Origin of the sequence: Flavobacterium flavipigmentatum, assembly GCF_020911905.1 — a bacterium.
GTDB classification, from domain to species: Bacteria; Bacteroidota; Bacteroidia; order Flavobacteriales; family Flavobacteriaceae; genus Flavobacterium; species Flavobacterium flavipigmentatum.
In genome coordinates, this window is sequence record NZ_CP087133.1 from 2,581,677 (window position 1) to 2,600,149 (window position 18,473).

Here is an 18,473-nt window from a genome sequence, read left to right on the forward strand (position 1 = left end):
GTAAATTAAAGCCATATGAGAACAGAATAACGCCTATTTTGATAAATTACCCCAACCAATATCAGTCATTTAAAATTTAAATATTAATTTCACATTATAAAAATTCAATCGCCTCATTAAAATACGATCGCAATTATGATAATCGACTCACTGGAAAATGCCGCTAAATATGAAGCTTTACATCCTTCATTTAAAAAAGCTTTTGATTATTTACGAACTACTAAATTTGAAATTGTTGACGAAGGACTTTTGTACGAAACCGAGGGTGTAAAGGCTTTTGGGTATTATGGAAAGGGAAAAACGACAGCAGAAAGTCTTGAAACTTTTGAATGCCATGATAAAAATATAGACATTCAGTTTTGTATTACCGAGAAAGAAACTTTTGGCTGGAAACCCAGAAAAAATTGTGTTACGCCAAACGGCGATTATAATGATGAAAAAGATGTGCGATTTTTTAAGGATGCACCTCATATGTTTTTTACGTTGCATCGCAATCAGTTTGTGATCCTCTTTCCCGAAGATGTTCATGCTCCTATGATAACCGACGGAATCTTGAATAAAGTCGTTATTAAAGTGGAAGTTTAGACAATTTTTAGAATTTTATTCGAAGAAAAAAAAATAAAAAGTAAGTAATTATGATGAAGAAATTAAGCCGAATAGTATTTGCAATTGCTTTGTTGTTACTGTTGACAAGTTGCAAAAATACCAAGCAAAAACTACAGGAATATGTTACGACCTATAATAGTCAGGCAAGCAATTTTAAAGAAGAAAATGTAAAATTGACGACAGCAAGAGGCTATATAAATGATGATAAAATAGAGTTAAGGTTTGAAACAAATTTAGAGCAAAACGAATTGAATAAAGTAGCTTCTATTATCGCATTTCCTAAGTTGCTCATTAAAATGATTAAAAACGATCAGATTTCAAAAGAATTAATAGAAGAAGGCGTTCAATTTGATGTTTACTTTTTAGCCAATGATAATACTGTTTTAGCCAAGAAAATAATAAATAAGGAAGAATTGAATGCTTTACTAAAGTAGAATCAAAAGCTCCTTTTGATATAAGCATAATAAAAAATGCCTCTTTTTAATTTTGGAAAGAGGCATTTTTTTGTTTTTTAATGTTGGGTAACATTCGTTAAATTATCTGGAAAGTACGAGTCTGATAAATGGGTAAACTCATCACCACGCATAAAAATATTGCTGTCTACCTCTGCAAAACTTTTTTTGCCGGCTGCGGCCAGAAGTTCGTTGGCAGCATGTAAAGTATTTTTATGAAAATGATACACACGGTCTGATTTATCGGTAACAACGAGACCTTTCATCAGCATTTTATTTTGTGTAGCCACACCTGTTGGGCACTCGTTATTATGGCAACGCAACGCCTGAATGCAGCCCAAAGAGAACATAAAACCTCGCGCGCTATTGCACATATCTGCCCCTAGAGCAAGAGCATGCAGGATAGAATATCCCGAAATAATTTTTCCGCTCCCGATAATACGTATTTTGTCCCGAATATTGAGCCCTACGAGCGTTTTATTGACGAAGATTAAAGCAGGTTCAAACGGCATTCCTACACCATCGGCAAACTCCAGCGGAGCCGCACCTGTTCCTCCTTCGGCGCCATCTACGGTAATAAAATCGGGGTAACAATCTTCTGCAATCATCTCGTGACAAATGGCTTCAAACTCGGCGGTATTACCAATGCAGAGTTTAAAACCGATTGGTTTTCCATTCGACAATTCACGTAAGTGTGCAATAAAATGAATTAGCCCTTTTGCGTCCGAGAAAGCGCTGTGACTTGGCGGAGAAAGAATTAAAGTATGAGGAAGAACCCCTCTGATTCTGGCAATTTGCTCGGTGTTTTTAGCAGCTGGGAGCACACCTCCATGGCCTGGTTTTGCTCCTTGCGAGAGTTTGATTTCAATCATTTTGACATTTGGAAGATTGGCTTTTTCTGAAAACTTCTCGGCATTAAAATTTCCTTCAATATTTCGGCAGCCAAAATAACCGGTTCCAATTTGCCAGGTAATGTCGCCACCGCCTTCTAAATGATAATCGGTCAAACCTCCTTCGCCTGTATTTTGGTAAAAGCCTCCTTTTTTGGCTCCGATGTTGATAGCGCGAACAGCATTTTCGCTAAGTGAACCAAAACTCATTGCCGAAACATTTAATAAAGAAGCCAGATACGGCTGTTTGCAATCTTTTCCTCCCACCAAAACACGCGGCAATTCGTCATTGACTTTCGCCGGAAAAATAGAATGCTTGATTCCTTCGTAATTATTGTAGTTAAGGTCTAATTGTGTTCCGAAAGGGGAATTCGAATCGATATTTTTAGCTCTTTGATACACCAATGAGCGCTGATTTCTGGAAAAAGGTTTTCCGTCTGTCGATCTTTCGATAAAATATTGCTGAATTTCGGGTGCGATCATTTCAAATAAATACCTGAAATAGCCCAAAACGGGAAAGTTTCTTAAAATAGCATGTTTTTTTTGAATGGTATTATAAAGTCCAACGATTAATAAAATGGGTAAAATAATGACAAGCAGAAAACCACGGTTGGTATAATAATAAATTGCTGCAACAACCAGAAATAATAAAAATCCGTAGATAAAGAATTTTTTTCTCATGTTTTAAAAATTAAATAGAAGGGTCATACTATTAGTTAAATCGAAGTCGAACATAAACGTGTTTGATGCCTTTTTTGTCTGATTCTCTTTCGTCAATTTCCAGAATATCGGTCAAAGATTTTAGCATCGGTGTAAGCTTAGAAAAACCATAATTTCTAGGGTCAAACTCAGGTTTTTTCTTTACAATCATGTTGCCTACATCGCCTAAAAATGCCCATCCGTCATCATCCTCAATATCTTCGATGGTGGCTTCGATGAGTTCTATGGTCGCTTTATCAATTTTATTTAATGCTTTTTCGGCTGGTTTTTCAATGACTTTTTTGGAGTCTGCCGTGGTTGGTTTTGGTTTTTTCTTCTGAATGGCGCCGTCCAAAACTTCAATATAAATAAATCGGTCGCAGGCAACAATAAAGGAATTTGGGGTTTTCTTTTCGCCAATACCAATTACTTTCATCCCAGATTCTCTGAGTCGAATGGCTAGTCTTGTAAAATCGCTATCGCTGGAAACAATGCAAAAACCATCTAATTTACCTGAATATAATAAATCCATAGCATCAATAATCAATGCAGAATCAGAGGAGTTTTTTCCAACGGTATAGCTATATTGTTGTATAGGAGTAATCGCGTGTTCTAGTAAAACGGCTTTCCAACCATTAGAGTTTGGCTTGGTCCAATCGGCATAAATACGTTTGGTGGTGGGCGTTCCAAATTTTGTAATCTCTTCCATCATGCCTTTTACATTGCTGTAAGGTACGTTATCGGCATCAATAAGAACGGCTAATTTGAGATCTTTTGAGTTGCTTAAAGCCATTATTTAGGTGTTAGATATTGTGTATAATTGGTTTAAAATTAGTAAAAATTAAGCAATAATAGCTTTCTTAATTAAATTTATAACTGGTATAAATTATTAATCTTTTTTATTAGGATTTCGTTTTTCTCAGGAAATTTACGGTAATTGTCAAAGTTTTTGTTAGCAAAAGGCATAAAAGTGCAATCATTAATCTGAATCATTTTCAAATTATTATGATACCACAGAATAAATATTTATTTTTGCACCCTGTTTAAATTAAAATTATTACTTCAAAATATATTTATGGTAAAAGATTTATTCGAAAGAATTCAGAACAATAAAGGGCCTTTAGGAAAATGGGCTTCGCAAGCTGAGGGTTATTTTGTTTTTCCTAAATTAGAAGGTGAACTTGGTCCAAGAATGCAATTTGGTGGAAAAGATATTTTAAATTGGAGTTTGAATGACTATTTAGGTCTTGCTAATCATCCAGAGGTTCGTCAGGCAGATATTGATGCAGCAACTCAGTATGGCGCTGCTTACCCTATGGGAGCTCGTATGATGTCTGGTCACACTAAATACCATGAGCAATTAGAAAATGAATTGGCAGCGTTTGTAATGAAGCCAGCAGCCTATTTATTAAATTTTGGTTACCAAGGAATGGTGTCTATCATTGATGCTTTGGTTACAAAAAACGATATTATTGTTTATGATGTCGATTCGCATGCTTGTATTATTGATGGTGTTCGTCTACACATGGGGAAACGATTTACTTACAAACACAATGACCTTGAAAGCATGGAGAAAAACCTGCAGCGTGCTACCAAAATGGCGACTGAAACAGGTGGAGGAATCCTTTTTATTACAGAAGGTGTTTTTGGAATGCGTGGTCAACAAGGAAAATTAAAAGAAATTGTAGCATTAAAACAAAAATATAACTTCCGTTTATTGGTAGATGATGCACATGGTTTTGGTACACTTGGTAAAACAGGAGCCGGAGCAGGTGAGGAGCAGGGAGTGCAACAAGATATTGATGTTTATTTTTCGACTTTTGCAAAATCTATGGCCAATATTGGTGCTTTTGTAGCTGCTGATAAAGACATTATCGATTATTTAAAATACAATTTGCGTTCTCAAATGTTTGCAAAAGCATTGCCAATGATTCAGACAATTGGTTCTTTGAAACGTTTAGAATTATTGCGAAATAACCCAGGATTGAAAGACAAACTTTGGGAAAACGTAAACGCTTTGCAAAACGGATTGCGTTCAAGAAATTTTAATATTGGAGATACGAATACTTGTGTAACACCAGTTTATCTACAAGGAAGTGTTCCTGAGGCAATGGTAATGGTAAACGATTTAAGAGAAAACTATGGTATTTTCTTGTCGATTGTAATTTACCCTGTAATTCCAAAAGGAATTATTTTATTACGAATGATTCCTACTACTTCTCATACTTTGGCAGATATTGACGAAACGTTAGTGGCTTTTGAGGCAATTCGTGAGAAACTTGAAAACGGTACTTATAAAGAAATTGCAAGCAGAACAAAAGTAGATTTAGACGCTTAGATTTCTTCAAAATAAATTGTCACCTAGGTGGGAATTATATAAAAAAATCCATTCTTTATACGAATGGATTTTTTTTGTTTGAAGTAATTTTATCCACTAAACCATAAAAAAGAAAACCATGAAAAAAATAATCGTTTTAGCCGTAATCATTTTAGGTGTTTTTGCTTCGTGCAAAAAAACAACAACTGAAGAATTAGTGCCAGCAGCACCAAAATCTGCCGCAGCTCCTGAGCCATCTGGAGATCAATGTTATATTTCTAAAGTCAATAATGGTATTGTTGAGTTGAGTTTTACTGTTAATTCGATTCAGGAAGTTAATGGAAAGTTACTTTACAATCTCTATGAAAAAGATAAAAATGAAGGAACAATAGTAGGAAATTTTAAAGGAGATACCCTAATCGCTGAGTATACATTTATGTCAGAAGGAGTTTCATCTGTTAGAGAAGTTGCTTTTTTGCAAAAAGATGGTGCTTTTATCGAAGGTTTTGGTGATGTTATAGAAAGTAATGATAAAGTAGTTTTTAAGGACAGAACAAAACTAAAATTTGATGTAAAAAATACATTAAGCAGGATAGATTGTGAAAAGTAAACTGTGAAAAATAAAAAGTAGTTATAAAAAAATCCATTCGTTTGACGAATGGATTTTTTTTATTGAAAAAGGTTAATGTTTCTTGTTGAAAATACCTCTTATTTTCTAAAGCTCTTTTAGATAGGTTTTTCTTTTACAGTGAATTTTTGGGTCAAAATTTTTCCATAATAAATGGATGGCTGTGTTTTCTTCTAATTCAGGGGTTCTAATACAATTTCGAATTCCTTTTTCTGTAAAAGTTTTGTAATATTCATCAAAAATAATAGCTGTAACACCTTTATTTTGATAGTCAGGATGCACTCCGATAAGGTAAAAAACAACATCTTTGCTGTGTTTTCTTGCTCTTAATAAGCGGAGAAATCCAAACGGAAATAATTTGCCTTTTATCTTTTGAAGTGCTTCTGTAAAACTAGGCATTACTATACTAAATGCGACCAGATTATCATCTTTGTCAACCACAAATTTGATGTATTCAGGATTGATAAAACTGATGTATTTTTTCTTGAAATATTCTTTTTGAATATCCGAAATGGCGACAAATGATGAGAGTTTTGCATACGAGTCATTAAACAAATCAAACATTTTATCCACGTGCGGCATAATGTCTTTAGTTTTGGTAAAAGTCAGCGAACGCAGCTCATATCTTTTTTTGATTAATTCTTGCGCTTTCAGAAAAAACTCCGGTTTTACATTCGAAAAAGGGAAAATACTTTCGATATATTCTTTTTCTACCCTAAAACCTAATTCTTCAAAATGTCTTACGTAATACGCATGATTGTACCACGTAATCATGGTACCAACCTGGTCAAAACCTTCGGTAAGAACTCCCACTTTGTCTAAATTTGAGAATCCCATCGGGCCTTCGACATGATTCATATTGTTTTGCCTTCCTAATTCGTATACTTTTTCCAGAAGGGCTTTTGTCACTTCAATATCATCGATAACATCAAACCAGCCAAAACGCACTTTTCTTTTGTGCTGATTGTTAACTTCTGCCCAATTGATAATAGCGGTAATTCGACCAACAATCTGATTGTTTTTGTATGCGAGATAAAAATAGGCTTCGGCATTATCAAAAGCAGGATTTTTGGTTTTATCAAACGATTCTAATTCGTCGGCAATAATGGGCGGAACCCAATACGGATTGTCTTTATATACCGAAAACGGAAATTTTACATATTCTGTTAATTCCTTCTTGGTTTTGGCTTCTTTAATTGTAATCATGAAGATCTTTTTTTGTTTTGAAGTCTTTGTTTTTCAATCTAAAATCGAAGCCACGAATATAGTTATCTTTACTAGAACTAAAAAGGTCTGGTACTAAAAAAAGCCCAAATTAATGGGCTTAAGTTTTTCTTATTTAAAAGTGTAACCAATTCTAAGATGTAAATCGGCTGTTGTTTCAGATACTTTATTATCTAAATAATAAAGTACTCCAATTCCGATTCCGGCTTCATAATTAAAATTACTCTTACCGATGCTTCTGCGAATTCCCCATTTAGGGATAATAGCAATCTGATTTTGTACATAGGCGTTATCATCATTAGAAATCACAAATAAATCTGGATAATAGTTGATGTCTAGTGCCAAAAAGTTTGCACTATTATTGGCACCTCTGTTTTTGCTGTTTCTTTTGTTTATATTGTAATACCATCTTGGTTCAAGGCTTATTATTGGAATTAATCCATAGACTGTATTACAGTCAGAACAGCCTTGAAAACCTAAGTCTAGGCCAACTTCACTTCTTAAGACGATTTGGTTAGACAAGCGATATTCATTGTTTACCCAAACTCCCAGAAATCCAGTTTGTACATTAAAAAGGGATTGTTCTACTCCTGTCTTTTGGGCGTAGGTGAACTGAAAAATTATAAGTAATAATGTTATTATTTTGATATTTTTTTTCATAAAATATTAGATTGACTTTTTATTAATATCTTTTTTTATTCTTTTATATGCTCCAAAAATTAAACCATCTGCTGATTTAGAAAAAATGATATCATTGTTATTGTTGTTAGAAATTGCAACACTACCTTCCACGGTTTCAGAATAAATAATTTCTTCATTGTTTAAATCGTATATTTCAATTTGAACGAGAACAGAGGTTTCTGATTCATTTCTAAATCTATGGGGTGTTATATCTATTGCTCCTACATTTTGTTTAGATTTTAAAGCTTTTACATTTATAAAGTAATCAAAATTAGTTCCTATTTTTAAGTTCTTTATTTCTTTTTTTGTGGGATTAAAAGGCATATTTTGTGGTAAAAAGAGTCCTTTTGTTTTTGGTACATAATTTAATCTTTATCTAAATGCTGCGTGAAATCTTTGATAATAATTTGGGTTAATTTTGCATTAACATTATAAGGCGCATCCACAGTATTTAATAACCATTTTCCCGATGTAAAATCTAAACCAGTTTGCATTTTTCTTTCCTGAAAAACATAAGATGGAAATGTACAAGATGTGAGTTGCAAACTAATGTATAAGATTAAAATTCTTTTTTTCATTTCTTCATTTTGTAAAAAAAAATACGGACTTTTTATCATGTAAAAAGTCCGTATTTGAGTTGGTTATGAATTAAGTTGGTTTGCAAAAGTCTCTTTGAGAATCTTAAATAGAACAGTTTTATGAATAATATTCTGGCTACAATTAGATTAAAACCTCTTTTTTTCATTCTTTGTTATTTACTCATATTTTGACTTACGTTTTCTCTCTTCTGCCTGATAATCTTTTTCTTTTTGGTCTTTTTTGTTTTGCAATTGTACTTCTTTGTATTTGGCGTCGTAGCGCCACGAGAATCCAATTCCACCATAAAGAATAGACGGCGTGTTTTTAAAATTGCTACTGATAGAAGCGTCTACCTGCATGTTTTTGCTCAATAAATAAGCGGCTCCACCACGCAAAATAGCATCGCTGTAAAAATCACTTTTAAATCCCTGATTTTCCAAAAAACCAGACCATCTGTCGTTAAAACCTCTTGTCAAAGTCAATACATAGCCGTAACTTGGGTAATCTGTAGAAATATAATCAGCAATAATATTAGAGACCAAAACCCATCTTCCGTCTCCAAAGTGATTTTGAGTAATCAACATGATTTTTGGCGAAATACTCGATTCTGGTGAAAAAGAATATGGATTATCTTTGAAAGTAAAATTGGCTCCTGCAAATACAGAAACAGCCGGAATTAATTGACGCCATTTAAAAGCATGATTGGCTTTGTAACTATAAATATTAGCTGTTTTTTCGTAACCTTTAAAAGGATCATAAATCAAATATTTGGCTCCCAGTATGGTTTGTCTAAAATCATTTTTTTTGTATTCTGAAAAAGGAGTGGTAAAATTCTCCATTTGATACTGAATATCGGCAATAAATTCCAGTTTTTCTAGAAAAGCCCCGTATCGGATGGTTAAATCGGTCCCCATACCATTTCCTTTATAACCCAGTAAATCATGTTTTTCATTGATTCCGTAAAGACCCATTTCGGCTTGTATAACCGTTTTTCCTACCGCGTACGCAGACATTGTCTCTCCCGGACGGTTAGAATTGATCACATCGGTATATTGTGCAAAGAAAAATTGTGGCAGCAAAAGGGCACTTGCGAAGACCCAGTTTTTAATTTTTAGCATAATTTATTTTTTGGTTAAAAAGTAATAACGCATTTCAAATGTACATATTTTATTATTTATTTAAGATTGATATTTTAATTTTGAACAATGGATTTATTAATTTTGAAAAAAAATTAGACTATTATGCAAGAAGCGTCATTTTTAGGATTATTAAAAGCAATCATGTGGATGATGGCTTTTTATTATATTTTTAAATTTTTGGCTAAAATCTTTTTACCCGTATTAGTAAAAAAGGCAGTTGAAAAAGCGGGAGAGAATTTTCAGAGACAACAACAATATAGTCAAGATACTTCTTGGCAAAAAACACGTACCAGTCAGGATGAGATAATCATTGATACTGCTAATGTAAAAAATCCTCGTGAGACCAAAAAAGTGGGAGATTATGTTGATTACGAAGAAATAGATTAAATTTGTGCCTAAATCAGAGGTATTCATCATTTAACCCAAACCAACCAAAATTGAAAATAGTAAATAAATTCTATCCGCATGCCCTCGTAATACTTGGGTTTATCCTCGTTTCCTTAATTTATTTTTATCCTGTTTTACAAGGAAAACAAATTTTTCAGTCCGATATTGCACAGTATACCGGGATGGCAAAAGAGCAAAATGATTTTAGAGCTACAGAACATGCAGAACCTTTTTGGACTAATTCAGCTTTCGGAGGGATGCCAACCTATCAGTTAGGTGCTAATTATCCTAATGATTTTGTGGGCAAGTTGGATGATCTGTTGCGCTTTTTACCACGTCCTGCCGATTATTTATTTTTGTACTTTCTTGGTTTTTATGGTTTATTATTGGTTCTGAAAACAGATCCTTTAAAAGCTTTTATTGGCGCTTTAGCCTTTGGTTTTTCTACATATTTAATTATTATTTTGGGTGTTGGTCATAATGCAAAAGCGCATGCCATTGCTTACATGCCGTTGGTAATTGCCGGATTTTTATTAGTTTTTCGAAAAAAGTATATCTGGGGAGGCCTGTTGACCATGTTTGCAGTAGCGCTGGAAGTAAATGCCAACCACTTTCAAATGACCTATTATTTATTGATTTTCTTATTGATACTTTCAGGTTATTTTGCTTTTAATTTTATTAAACAAAAAGAATACAAGCCATTATTAATCACCATAGGAACTTTGGCAATAGCTGGAATTTTTGCAATCGGAGCCAATGCTACCAATTTATTAGCAACAAGCGAGTATGCGAAATTTAGTATCCGTGATAAAAGCGAATTAACTTTTAATCCAGATGGTTCGAAGAATCTTACTACCGCCGCGATGACAACAGATTATATCACTGAATATAGTTATGGTATAGCAGAGAGTTTCAACTTGATTGCTCCAAGACTTTTTGGAGGTTCAAGTAATGAAAATGTAGGTACAGACAGTCGTATGTATTCGTTTATGCTTGAACAAGGAGTTCCTGCATCTCAAGCAGAAGAATTTGTTTCGGGAATGCCAACCTATTGGGGAGATCAACCCATTGTTTCTGCGCCAGCCTATATTGGTGTAGTGGTTTTCTTTTTGGCAATTTTGGCACTTTTTATTGATGAAAGAAAAATAAAATACGTATTTCTTGCAGGTGCATTATTTACATTAATGCTTTCTTGGGGGAAAAACTTTCCAGCTTTAACAGATTTTTTCATAGAATACGTTCCCATGTATGATAAGTTCAGGGCGGTATCCTCTATTCAGGTTATCTTAGAGTTGTGTTTTCCTGTGCTTGCAGTAATGGGCTTACAGTCTTTTTTTAAATCAAAAGACGAACCTAAATTGCAACAAAAAGCTCTAGTGCAAACGGGAGTATTTGGACTGGGAGTTCTATTGATTTTAGTCTTCGCAAAAAGTATGTTTCATTTTACAGGAATGAATGATAATGGGTATATGCAGGCTTATGGCCCCGCCTTTGTTGATACTTTAAAAGAGGATAGAATGAGTTTGTATTCTGCAGATTTATTGCGCTCAGGATTTTTTATTGTAGTTACTTTTGGAATTTTATGGTTGTGTATCAAAAATAAATTGGCTCAAAATACGACTTTAATTATAGTTGGTATTTTAATGATCTTCGATTTGTTTTTTGTAGATAAAAAATATGTTTCAGCCAAAGACTTTGTAAGCCCAGTTCAAATTGCCGCTCCTTTTCAGCAAACACCTGTTGATACTGAGATTTTAAATGATAAATCTATTTATCGTGTATTTGACATACAAGGGCAATTGCAGGGAAGATCTTCTTATTTTCATAAAACGATAGGAGGATATAGCGCTGTAAGACCGAGAAGAATGCAACAATTGATAGATTATCAGATTATGAAAAATAATTTTGAAGTCCTTAATATGCTGAATGTTAAGTATGTAATTCAGGTCAATAAGGAAGGAAAAGAATTCCCAACCATAAATCCAGATGCCAACGGAAATGCCTGGTTTGTAAGTACAGTAAAACTGGTCAACAAACCAGATGATGTAATGAAGGCGCTGAATACAATTGATACTAAAAAAGTGGCAGTTTTTAACGTTCGAGAACATGAAGGTAAATTTAGAAGTGCCAGATTGAAGAAACAATGGGACACAACCGGAACTGTAAAAGTGATAGAATACAAGCCAAATTATATCAAATACGAATCTAGTAACGGCAAAGATGGTTTGGCTGTTTTCTCTGAAATGTATTATAAAAACGGATGGAATGCCTATGTTGATGGCAAATTGACAGACCATTTCCCCGTAGATTATGTGCTAAGAGCGATGGAAGTTCCGGGAGGTAAACATACAATCGAATTCAAATTTGAGCCTCAGGTAATCAAAATAGGAAGTACAATCGCTTTGGTCAGTTCAATCGGAATGCTGTTGCTTTTGGTAGGCGGAATTTATTTTGAAAAATTCTATCGCAAAAATTCACAAAGAATTCACGGAGATACTCAAAAGAATATTTAAAAATCTTTGCGAAACTTTGTGAGTCTCTGTGAAACAAAAAGCCAAATGGAACAAAAAAAACTCTTAATCATAACCTATTATTTTCCACCAGCTGGAGGTCCGGGTGTGCAGCGATGGCTCAAATTTGTAAAATATTTACCTGAATTTGGTATTCAGCCAATTGTTTACGTGCCTGAAAATCCAACATATCCTATTATCGACGAAGGTCTGGTTAGTGAAATTTCGCCGAAAGCCATTATTATTAAAAATAAAATTATGGAGCCTTATCAATTGGCTTCCATTTTTTCGAAAAATAAAACCAAAAAAATCAGTTCCGGAATTTTACCACAAAAGAAAAAACAGACTTTTTTAGATAAAACTTTTCTTTGGGTTAGAGGAAACCTTTTTATTCCCGATGCTCGTGTTTTATGGGTAAAACCATCTGTTTCTTTTCTCGAAAAATACATTAAAGAGAATAATATAGATACAATTGTAACTTCTGGTCCGCCGCATAGTTTGCATTTGATTGGTTTGAATTTAAAACAAAAATTAGGGGTAAATTGGTTGGCTGATTTTCGTGATCCCTGGACCACGATCGGTTATCACAAAGCCCTGCGTTTGTCTAATTATGCTGCTAAAAAGCATAAAAAATTAGAGCATAAGGTTTTAAATGCTGCGGACACCATTATTGTGACCAGTAAGACAACTAAAACCGAATTTCAGGCCATTACCAACAAGCCAATTTCAGTGATTACAAATGGTTATGATATCGAGACTGTAGCGAAGCAAACGTTAGATATCAAATTTACTCTTGCACATATTGGTTCGTTTTTATCAGATAGAAATCCGTTATTTTTATGGCAATGTTTGGTAGAATTGCTTGAAGAAATTCCTGATTTTAAAAACCATTTAGAGTTAAAATTAATTGGTGCGGTAAGTCAGGAAGTATTGGATGCTCTTGCTGCGTTTAAGTTGAATTATTATCTTAATGTTTTGGGCTACGTATCTCATCAGGAGGCAATTGCGCACCAGAAAAAGTCGCAGGTTTTATTGCTTGTCGAAATAAATTCTGAGGATACCAAAAGTATTATTCCGGGGAAATTATTCGAGTATATGGTTTCAAACCGCCCAATAATTGCCATTGGACCAAAAGGTTCTGACTTTGCCGATATTATCACAGAAACAAACACAGGCGTATTTTTTGATTATTCTGAGAAAACGAAATTAAAAAGTGTAATTTTGGACTTTTATAATCAGTTTTTAGACGGAAAATTACAGGCTAATGGCGTTGGTTTGCAGCAATATTCCCGAAAAAATCTAACCAAACAATTAGTACAATTGATTACAGATTCTGAAGCGTCAAAATCTAAAGTCTAAAATTTAAAATCTGCGATCAAAAAATGGGTATTGTTTTAAATCAGTCTTTTAAGAATACAATAATTACATATATAGGCTTCGGAATTGGAGCATTGAATACACTTTATTTATACCCTGTTTTTTTAGGCGCAACGTATTATGCATTAACGAATTATATTCTTTCTGCGGCCAATGTTATCATGCCATTATTTGCTATCGGAATGCAAAATACGTTGGTTAAGTTTTATTCGCAGTATAAAACTGAAGAAGAGCGGGAGCAATTTTTATCGTTTACAGCGTTATTTCCATTGTTAATGTGTATTCCTTTGGGAATTATAGGCTTGTTTTTCTTTGATGATATTACCGCATTTGTATCAAAGAAAAATGAAGTGGTAAAGGAGTTTATGCTTTTAATTCCGTTTATCGGAATTTGTATGGCATATTTTGAAATTTTTTATGCCTGGGCACGCGTACACATGCACTCTGTTTTTGGCAATTTTATAAAAGAAGTAGGTTTGCGCCTGTTTTCTTCTTTTGCTTTGCTGGGTTTGTACTTTAAATGGATCACTTTGGTTCAGTTTGTCTATCTTACAGCAGTAATCTATTTTGTAGCTTTTTTAGTAGCTATGTTTTATGCTTTTTATGTCAAAAAACCAAAATTTCAGATTAATATTCCGGAGAATGTTAAACATGTAATGGAATATACTTTTTACATCATCCTTTCGGGAAGTGTCGCCAATTTACTTTTGGATGGAGATAAAATAATGCTCAATCAATACATGGAAATCAAGAATATCGCTTATTACTCGGTAGCGACTTATATTGCGTTGGTGATTTCGGTTCCGAGTCGCGCCATGCACCAGATTGTGTATCCAATAACAGCAAAATTGATGCATGAGAACAAACACGACGAATTGAATAATTTGTATAAAAAGACCTCAATAAATCTTCAAATTGTCGGAGGTTTTGTCATGTTGTGCATCTTTGTAAACATCAATCAGTTGTACCAAATTGTTCCTGAGGATTACAGAGGCGGGATTCCAGTTGTTTTTATGATAGGATTGTCTAAGTATTTTGATTTGATTTTAGGCAACAACAACGCAATCATTTTTAACACAAAATACTACCGAATGGTTTTGTTTTTGGGATTGGCTTTGGTAGGTTTAACTTTTATTCTAAACGTTATTTTTATACCTCTTTATGGTATTATTGGTTCTGCATTTGCAACTTTGGTTTCTATAACATGTTACAGTTTGGCCAAACTGCTTTTTGTGGTAAAACGCTTGGATTTGTATCCTTTTACCAAACAAAACTTGTATTCATTGATTGTGACGACTGTTTTGTTTTTATTATTTTATTTTTGGGAATTTCCGGTGTATCCCTTAATCGGAATCGCTCTAAAATCGGCTATTGTGACTGTTTTATACCTTTATCTTAATTACAGGTTTGCTATCTCACCGGATATTAATAAGGTGATCAAAATGATTTTTGGTAAAATTGGGATTAGATTAGAATAGATAAAAAATATTTTTTTAAACTCTTTTTATATTATTTGTTTTTTTCTTTGATGAAAAAATGTTTATTCTGCAAATATTGCATTTAAAATTAGCTTTCGAGTTCGAAATTAGTAATGCTTTTTAGTTTTCGATGAAAAATATTTAACTAAAATCACTAAAAGTGGGTATTGTAATATCCGTCAACTTATACTACATTCGCAAGATAATAAATATTTACATCTTGTAAATAGCAGGATCAATTTTAGATGAAATAGAAGGAAAAGTATGAAAAATAGCCAGCTCGAGAAAGAAAAAAATTTGCAAATATTCTCTAAAATGATATCCAGCAAAATCCGCAAAGGATTTATACTGGAAGAAAGAAATGACGAATTTCAATTTGCAGTTTTGTATAAAGGTGAAAAAATGGTCAATCATCCATTTAATTTTATCATCTTTTGTTTAACATTAGGACTGTGGGCGTTTCCATGGCTGTACCTTACCATTCAGGCATCAAGACAGAAAAAAATCTTGGTAGCGATAGATGAAGATGGTGTTCCTTTTGTAGAAAGATGTTTAGTCGCCTAAAATAAATTAAATTTTATCCTTTAAGTAAACTCCCGTAACGGAGTTTTTTGCTTTTATAATATCTTCAGGAGTTCCCACAGCCAGTAAATTACCTCCATTTTCTCCTCCTTCAGGACCAAGATCAATAATCCAGTCGGCACATTTTATCAAGTCCAGATTGTGTTCGATTACTATTATTGAATGACCTTTTTCGATCAAGGCATCAAATGAAGCTAGTAATTTTTTGATGTCATGAAAGTGTAAACCCGTTGTAGGCTCATCAAATACAAATAAAGCTTTGTCTTTTGTGGCGCCTTTTACCAAAAATGAAGCAAGCTTGATACGTTGCGCCTCACCACCAGAAAGGGTAGAAGACGACTGTCCAAGCTGTACATATCCCAAACCAACATCTTGTAGAGGCTGCAGTTTTTGAGTGATTTTGTGTTGTTTGTTTTTTTCGAAAAAAGCAATAGCATCGTCAATAGTCATGGTTAGAATATCGTTGATGTTCTTATTATCGAAAGTAATTTCTAAAACTTCTTTTTTAAATCTTTTTCCTCCGCAAGTTTCACACGGAAGCTGAACATCTGCCATAAACACCATCTCGACGTTAATAGCGCCTTCTCCTTTACAAGTTTCGCATCGGCCTCCATCTACATTAAAAGAAAAATGTTTGGCCTGATATCCTCTTATTTTTGATAATTTTTCTTTGGCATACAATTCACGAATGTCGTCATACGCTTTGATGTAGGTAACTGGATTAGAACGAGAACTTCTTCCGATCGGGTTTTGGTCAACGTACTCGATATGTTTAATTTGCGAAAAAGAGCCTTTTATTTCTGAAAACTGACCAGCTTTTTCTGCTGTATTTTCCAGCTTTTTCTGTACTGCTGGAAATAATATTTTCTTAATCAGTGTACTTTTTCCACTACCGGAAACGCCTGTGATTACAGTTAAGACATCCAAAGGAAAAGTAACATCGATATTTTTTAAGTTGTTTTCTCGGGCACCAATAATATCAATGTGATTTTTGAATTTTCGTCTCTTTTTCGGAACCGAAATTTCGAGATCTCCGTTGAGATATTGCGCAGTCAGTGAATCTGATTTTAATATTTCAGAATATGTTCCTTGAGCGACTAAATTTCCTCCAAAAGTTCCTGCCTCGGGACCAATATCAATAATCATATCGGCAGCTTTCATGATATCTTCATCATGTTCTACAACAATAACAGTATTACCCAAATCACGAAGTGAAAGCAGTACTTTTATTAGTCTTTCTGAATCTTTTGGGTGCAAACCTATACTCGGCTCGTCTAGAATGTACATCGAACCCACTAAACTGCTTCCTAGTGAAGTCGCAAGATTGATGCGTTGCGATTCTCCTCCAGAAAGAGTAGCAGAATTTCTATTTAAAGTAAGGTAATCCAAACCAACTTCTGTCAAAAATGACAAACGATTATTGATTTCGACCATCAAACGTTTGGCAATTTGTTGCTCATAAACATTCAAATCGATGTTTTTGAAGAAAGTGACCAAATGTTTAATAGGCAAATCGACCAAATCTGAAACTGTTTTTCCATTAATTTTTACATACGAAGCTTCCTCGCGTAAACGTTTTCCGCGACAAGCGTGACATTTTGTTTTTCCGCGATAACGCGATAACATAACGCGATTTTGAATCTTATAATTTTTTTCCTCGAGTTCTTTAAAGAAATCATTCAAGCCTTGAAAATATTGATTTCCTTTCCAAACTAAATCTTTTTGCTGATCGGTAAGTTCAAAAAATGGTTTGTGTATAGGAAAATCAAATTTGTAAGCATGTTTGACCAATTCATCTTTGTACCAGCTCATACTTTCACCTCTCCAGGGATAAATAGCACTCTCGAAAACGGATAATGATGTGTTTGGTACAACCAAATCGGCATCAATACCAATAATATTTCCGTAACCTTCGCAAACAGGACAGGCTCCGTAAGGGTTATTAAAACTGAACAAATGTACATTGGGCTCCAAAAATGTGATGCCATCTAATTCGAAATTATTCGAATAAGTAAATTTTTTGTCTGAGTTTAGCTCTTGCAGATAGCAAATTCCTTTTCCTTCAAAAAAAGCTGTTTGTACCGCATCGGCCAAGCGATTATAAAATTCTTCTTCGTCTTTGACAACAATTCTATCAATAATAAGAAGAATGTCTTTATTATCTAATTTATGAAAGTCGGTTGGGGTGAAATCATCCAGACGAACCATTTCGTCATCAACCAAAATACGAGCAAAACCTTGTTGTAACAGCACTTTTAACTTGTCTTCTAATTGCCTTCCTTCTTCGAGGTGTATAGGCGAAAGAAGCATCCATTTGCTGTCTAAATCGAAGCTTTTTACGTCTGTTACGACATCCGTTACCGTGTTTTTTTTAACTTCCTCACCAGAAACAGGAGAATAAGTGCGTCCGATTCTGGCAAACAAAAGTTTGATGTAATCGTAAATCTCGGTCGAAGTTCCAACGGTAGAACGAGCGTTGGTGGTATTTACTTTTTGCTCGATAGCAATTGCGGGTGCAATACCCTTTATGTATTCTACTTTTGGTTTGTCTAAACGGCCCAAAAATTGACGTGCATACGACGATAAACTCTCTACATAACGGCGCTGTCCCTCTGCATACAAAGTATCAAAGGCCAAACTCGATTTTCCTGATCCGGAAAGTCCTGTAATTACTACGAGTTTGTTTCGAGGAATCGCAACATCTACATTTTTTAAATTATGTACTTGTGCGCCTTTGATGATGATATTCTGTTTTGGGTCGAGTGTTGAGAGATCGATTTGCATAAAAAATGTCAATTTTTACAAAAGTAATCAATTTTGAATTGAGTTTTGTTAATGACATTGTTCCAAATCTTAACAGAATCGTTTGTTGACGATTTCTTTTTTGTAATGCTATTTTTTTAGTAGAAATTTGTATTTTCTGT

17 protein-coding genes are annotated in these 18,473 nt (G+C 34.0%); 9 read left to right on the plus strand and 8 right to left on the minus strand.

Going from position 1 to position 18,473, the window contains the following annotated elements; genetic code table 11:
- Positions 1–135: 135 nt before the first annotated feature.
- Together LNP22_RS11235 and LNP22_RS11240 are read left to right on the plus strand one after the other, a co-directional pair.
- Positions 136–585 carry a NanQ anomerase/TabA/YiaL family protein gene (locus LNP22_RS11235; protein ID WP_229973536.1) on the plus strand — a complete coding sequence of 150 codons (450 nt, stop codon included), beginning with the start codon at positions 136–138 and terminating at the stop codon, positions 583–585.
- Positions 586–635: 50 nt separating this feature from the next.
- Positions 636–1,040, plus strand: a complete 405-nt coding sequence (locus LNP22_RS11240; protein ID WP_229973537.1) for a hypothetical protein — start codon at positions 636–638, stop codon at positions 1,038–1,040.
- A gap of 77 nt (positions 1,041–1,117) precedes the next feature.
- On the opposite strand, the gene LNP22_RS11245 is transcribed toward LNP22_RS11240, so the two are convergent.
- Together LNP22_RS11245 and LNP22_RS11250 are read right to left on the minus strand one after the other, a co-directional pair.
- A complete protein-coding gene (locus LNP22_RS11245; RefSeq protein ID WP_229973538.1) occupies positions 1,118–2,629 on the minus strand; it encodes an FMN-binding glutamate synthase family protein in 1,512 nt (503 codons plus the stop codon).
- Between the two features lie 31 nt (positions 2,630–2,660).
- Positions 2,661–3,440 carry an NYN domain-containing protein gene (locus tag LNP22_RS11250; protein ID WP_210668369.1) on the minus strand — a complete coding sequence of 260 codons (780 nt, stop codon included), beginning with the start codon at positions 3,438–3,440 and terminating at the stop codon, positions 2,661–2,663.
- Positions 3,441–3,722: 282 nt separating this feature from the next.
- Between LNP22_RS11250 and capB the strand changes: the two genes are divergently transcribed.
- Together capB and LNP22_RS11260 are read left to right on the plus strand one after the other, a co-directional pair.
- On the plus strand, positions 3,723–4,985 hold the full coding sequence (gene capB, locus LNP22_RS11255; RefSeq protein WP_210668370.1) for a cysteate-C-fatty acyltransferase: 1,263 nt from the start codon (positions 3,723–3,725) through the stop codon (positions 4,983–4,985).
- A 118-nt stretch (positions 4,986–5,103) separates the two neighbouring features.
- A complete protein-coding gene (locus LNP22_RS11260) occupies positions 5,104–5,574 on the plus strand; it encodes a hypothetical protein (protein WP_210668372.1) in 471 nt (156 codons plus the stop codon).
- A 105-nt stretch (positions 5,575–5,679) separates the two neighbouring features.
- Here the strand turns inward: LNP22_RS11260 and LNP22_RS11265 are convergent, their stop codons facing one another.
- The 5 genes from LNP22_RS11265 to LNP22_RS11285 form a co-directional block, all read right to left on the minus strand.
- The gene (locus tag LNP22_RS11265; protein WP_229973539.1) at positions 5,680–6,798 is read right to left on the minus strand and encodes a GTP cyclohydrolase; all 1,119 of its coding nucleotides are present in this window, start codon (positions 6,796–6,798) and stop codon (positions 5,680–5,682) included.
- Between the two features lie 129 nt (positions 6,799–6,927).
- The gene (locus tag LNP22_RS11270) at positions 6,928–7,476 is read right to left on the minus strand and encodes a hypothetical protein (protein ID WP_229973540.1); all 549 of its coding nucleotides are present in this window, start codon (positions 7,474–7,476) and stop codon (positions 6,928–6,930) included.
- Positions 7,477–7,482: 6 nt separating this feature from the next.
- Entirely contained in the window at positions 7,483–7,821 is a 339-nt protein-coding gene (locus LNP22_RS11275) for a hypothetical protein (RefSeq protein ID WP_229973541.1), read from the minus strand.
- 41 nt (positions 7,822–7,862) lie between these two features.
- A complete protein-coding gene (locus LNP22_RS11280; RefSeq protein ID WP_229973542.1) occupies positions 7,863–8,075 on the minus strand; it encodes a hypothetical protein in 213 nt (70 codons plus the stop codon).
- Between the two features lie 177 nt (positions 8,076–8,252).
- Positions 8,253–9,194 carry a transporter gene (locus LNP22_RS11285; RefSeq protein ID WP_229973543.1) on the minus strand — a complete coding sequence of 314 codons (942 nt, stop codon included), beginning with the start codon at positions 9,192–9,194 and terminating at the stop codon, positions 8,253–8,255.
- 123 nt (positions 9,195–9,317) lie between these two features.
- Here LNP22_RS11285 and LNP22_RS11290 point away from each other — a divergent pair, with 123 nt between their 5' ends.
- The 5 genes from LNP22_RS11290 (at position 9,318) to LNP22_RS11310 (ending at position 15,531) form a co-directional block, all read left to right on the plus strand.
- Positions 9,318–9,602, plus strand: a complete 285-nt coding sequence (locus tag LNP22_RS11290) for a DUF4834 family protein (protein ID WP_210668381.1) — start codon at positions 9,318–9,320, stop codon at positions 9,600–9,602.
- A gap of 50 nt (positions 9,603–9,652) precedes the next feature.
- On the plus strand, positions 9,653–12,115 hold the full coding sequence (locus LNP22_RS11295; protein ID WP_229973544.1) for a YfhO family protein: 2,463 nt from the start codon (positions 9,653–9,655) through the stop codon (positions 12,113–12,115).
- Positions 12,116–12,160: 45 nt separating this feature from the next.
- Complete coding sequence (locus LNP22_RS11300) at positions 12,161–13,471, plus strand: glycosyltransferase family 4 protein (protein ID WP_229973545.1); 1,311 nt, start codon at positions 12,161–12,163, stop codon at positions 13,469–13,471.
- Positions 13,472–13,494: 23 nt separating this feature from the next.
- Complete coding sequence (locus LNP22_RS11305; protein ID WP_229973546.1) at positions 13,495–14,967, plus strand: lipopolysaccharide biosynthesis protein; 1,473 nt, start codon at positions 13,495–13,497, stop codon at positions 14,965–14,967.
- 315 nt (positions 14,968–15,282) lie between these two features.
- On the plus strand, positions 15,283–15,531 hold the full coding sequence (locus LNP22_RS11310; protein WP_229973547.1) for a hypothetical protein: 249 nt from the start codon (positions 15,283–15,285) through the stop codon (positions 15,529–15,531).
- Between the two features lie 6 nt (positions 15,532–15,537).
- On the opposite strand, the gene uvrA is transcribed toward LNP22_RS11310, so the two are convergent.
- On the minus strand, positions 15,538–18,333 hold the full coding sequence (gene uvrA / locus LNP22_RS11315) for an excinuclease ABC subunit UvrA (protein ID WP_229973548.1): 2,796 nt from the start codon (positions 18,331–18,333) through the stop codon (positions 15,538–15,540).
- Between the last annotated feature and the right edge of the window lie 140 nt (positions 18,334–18,473).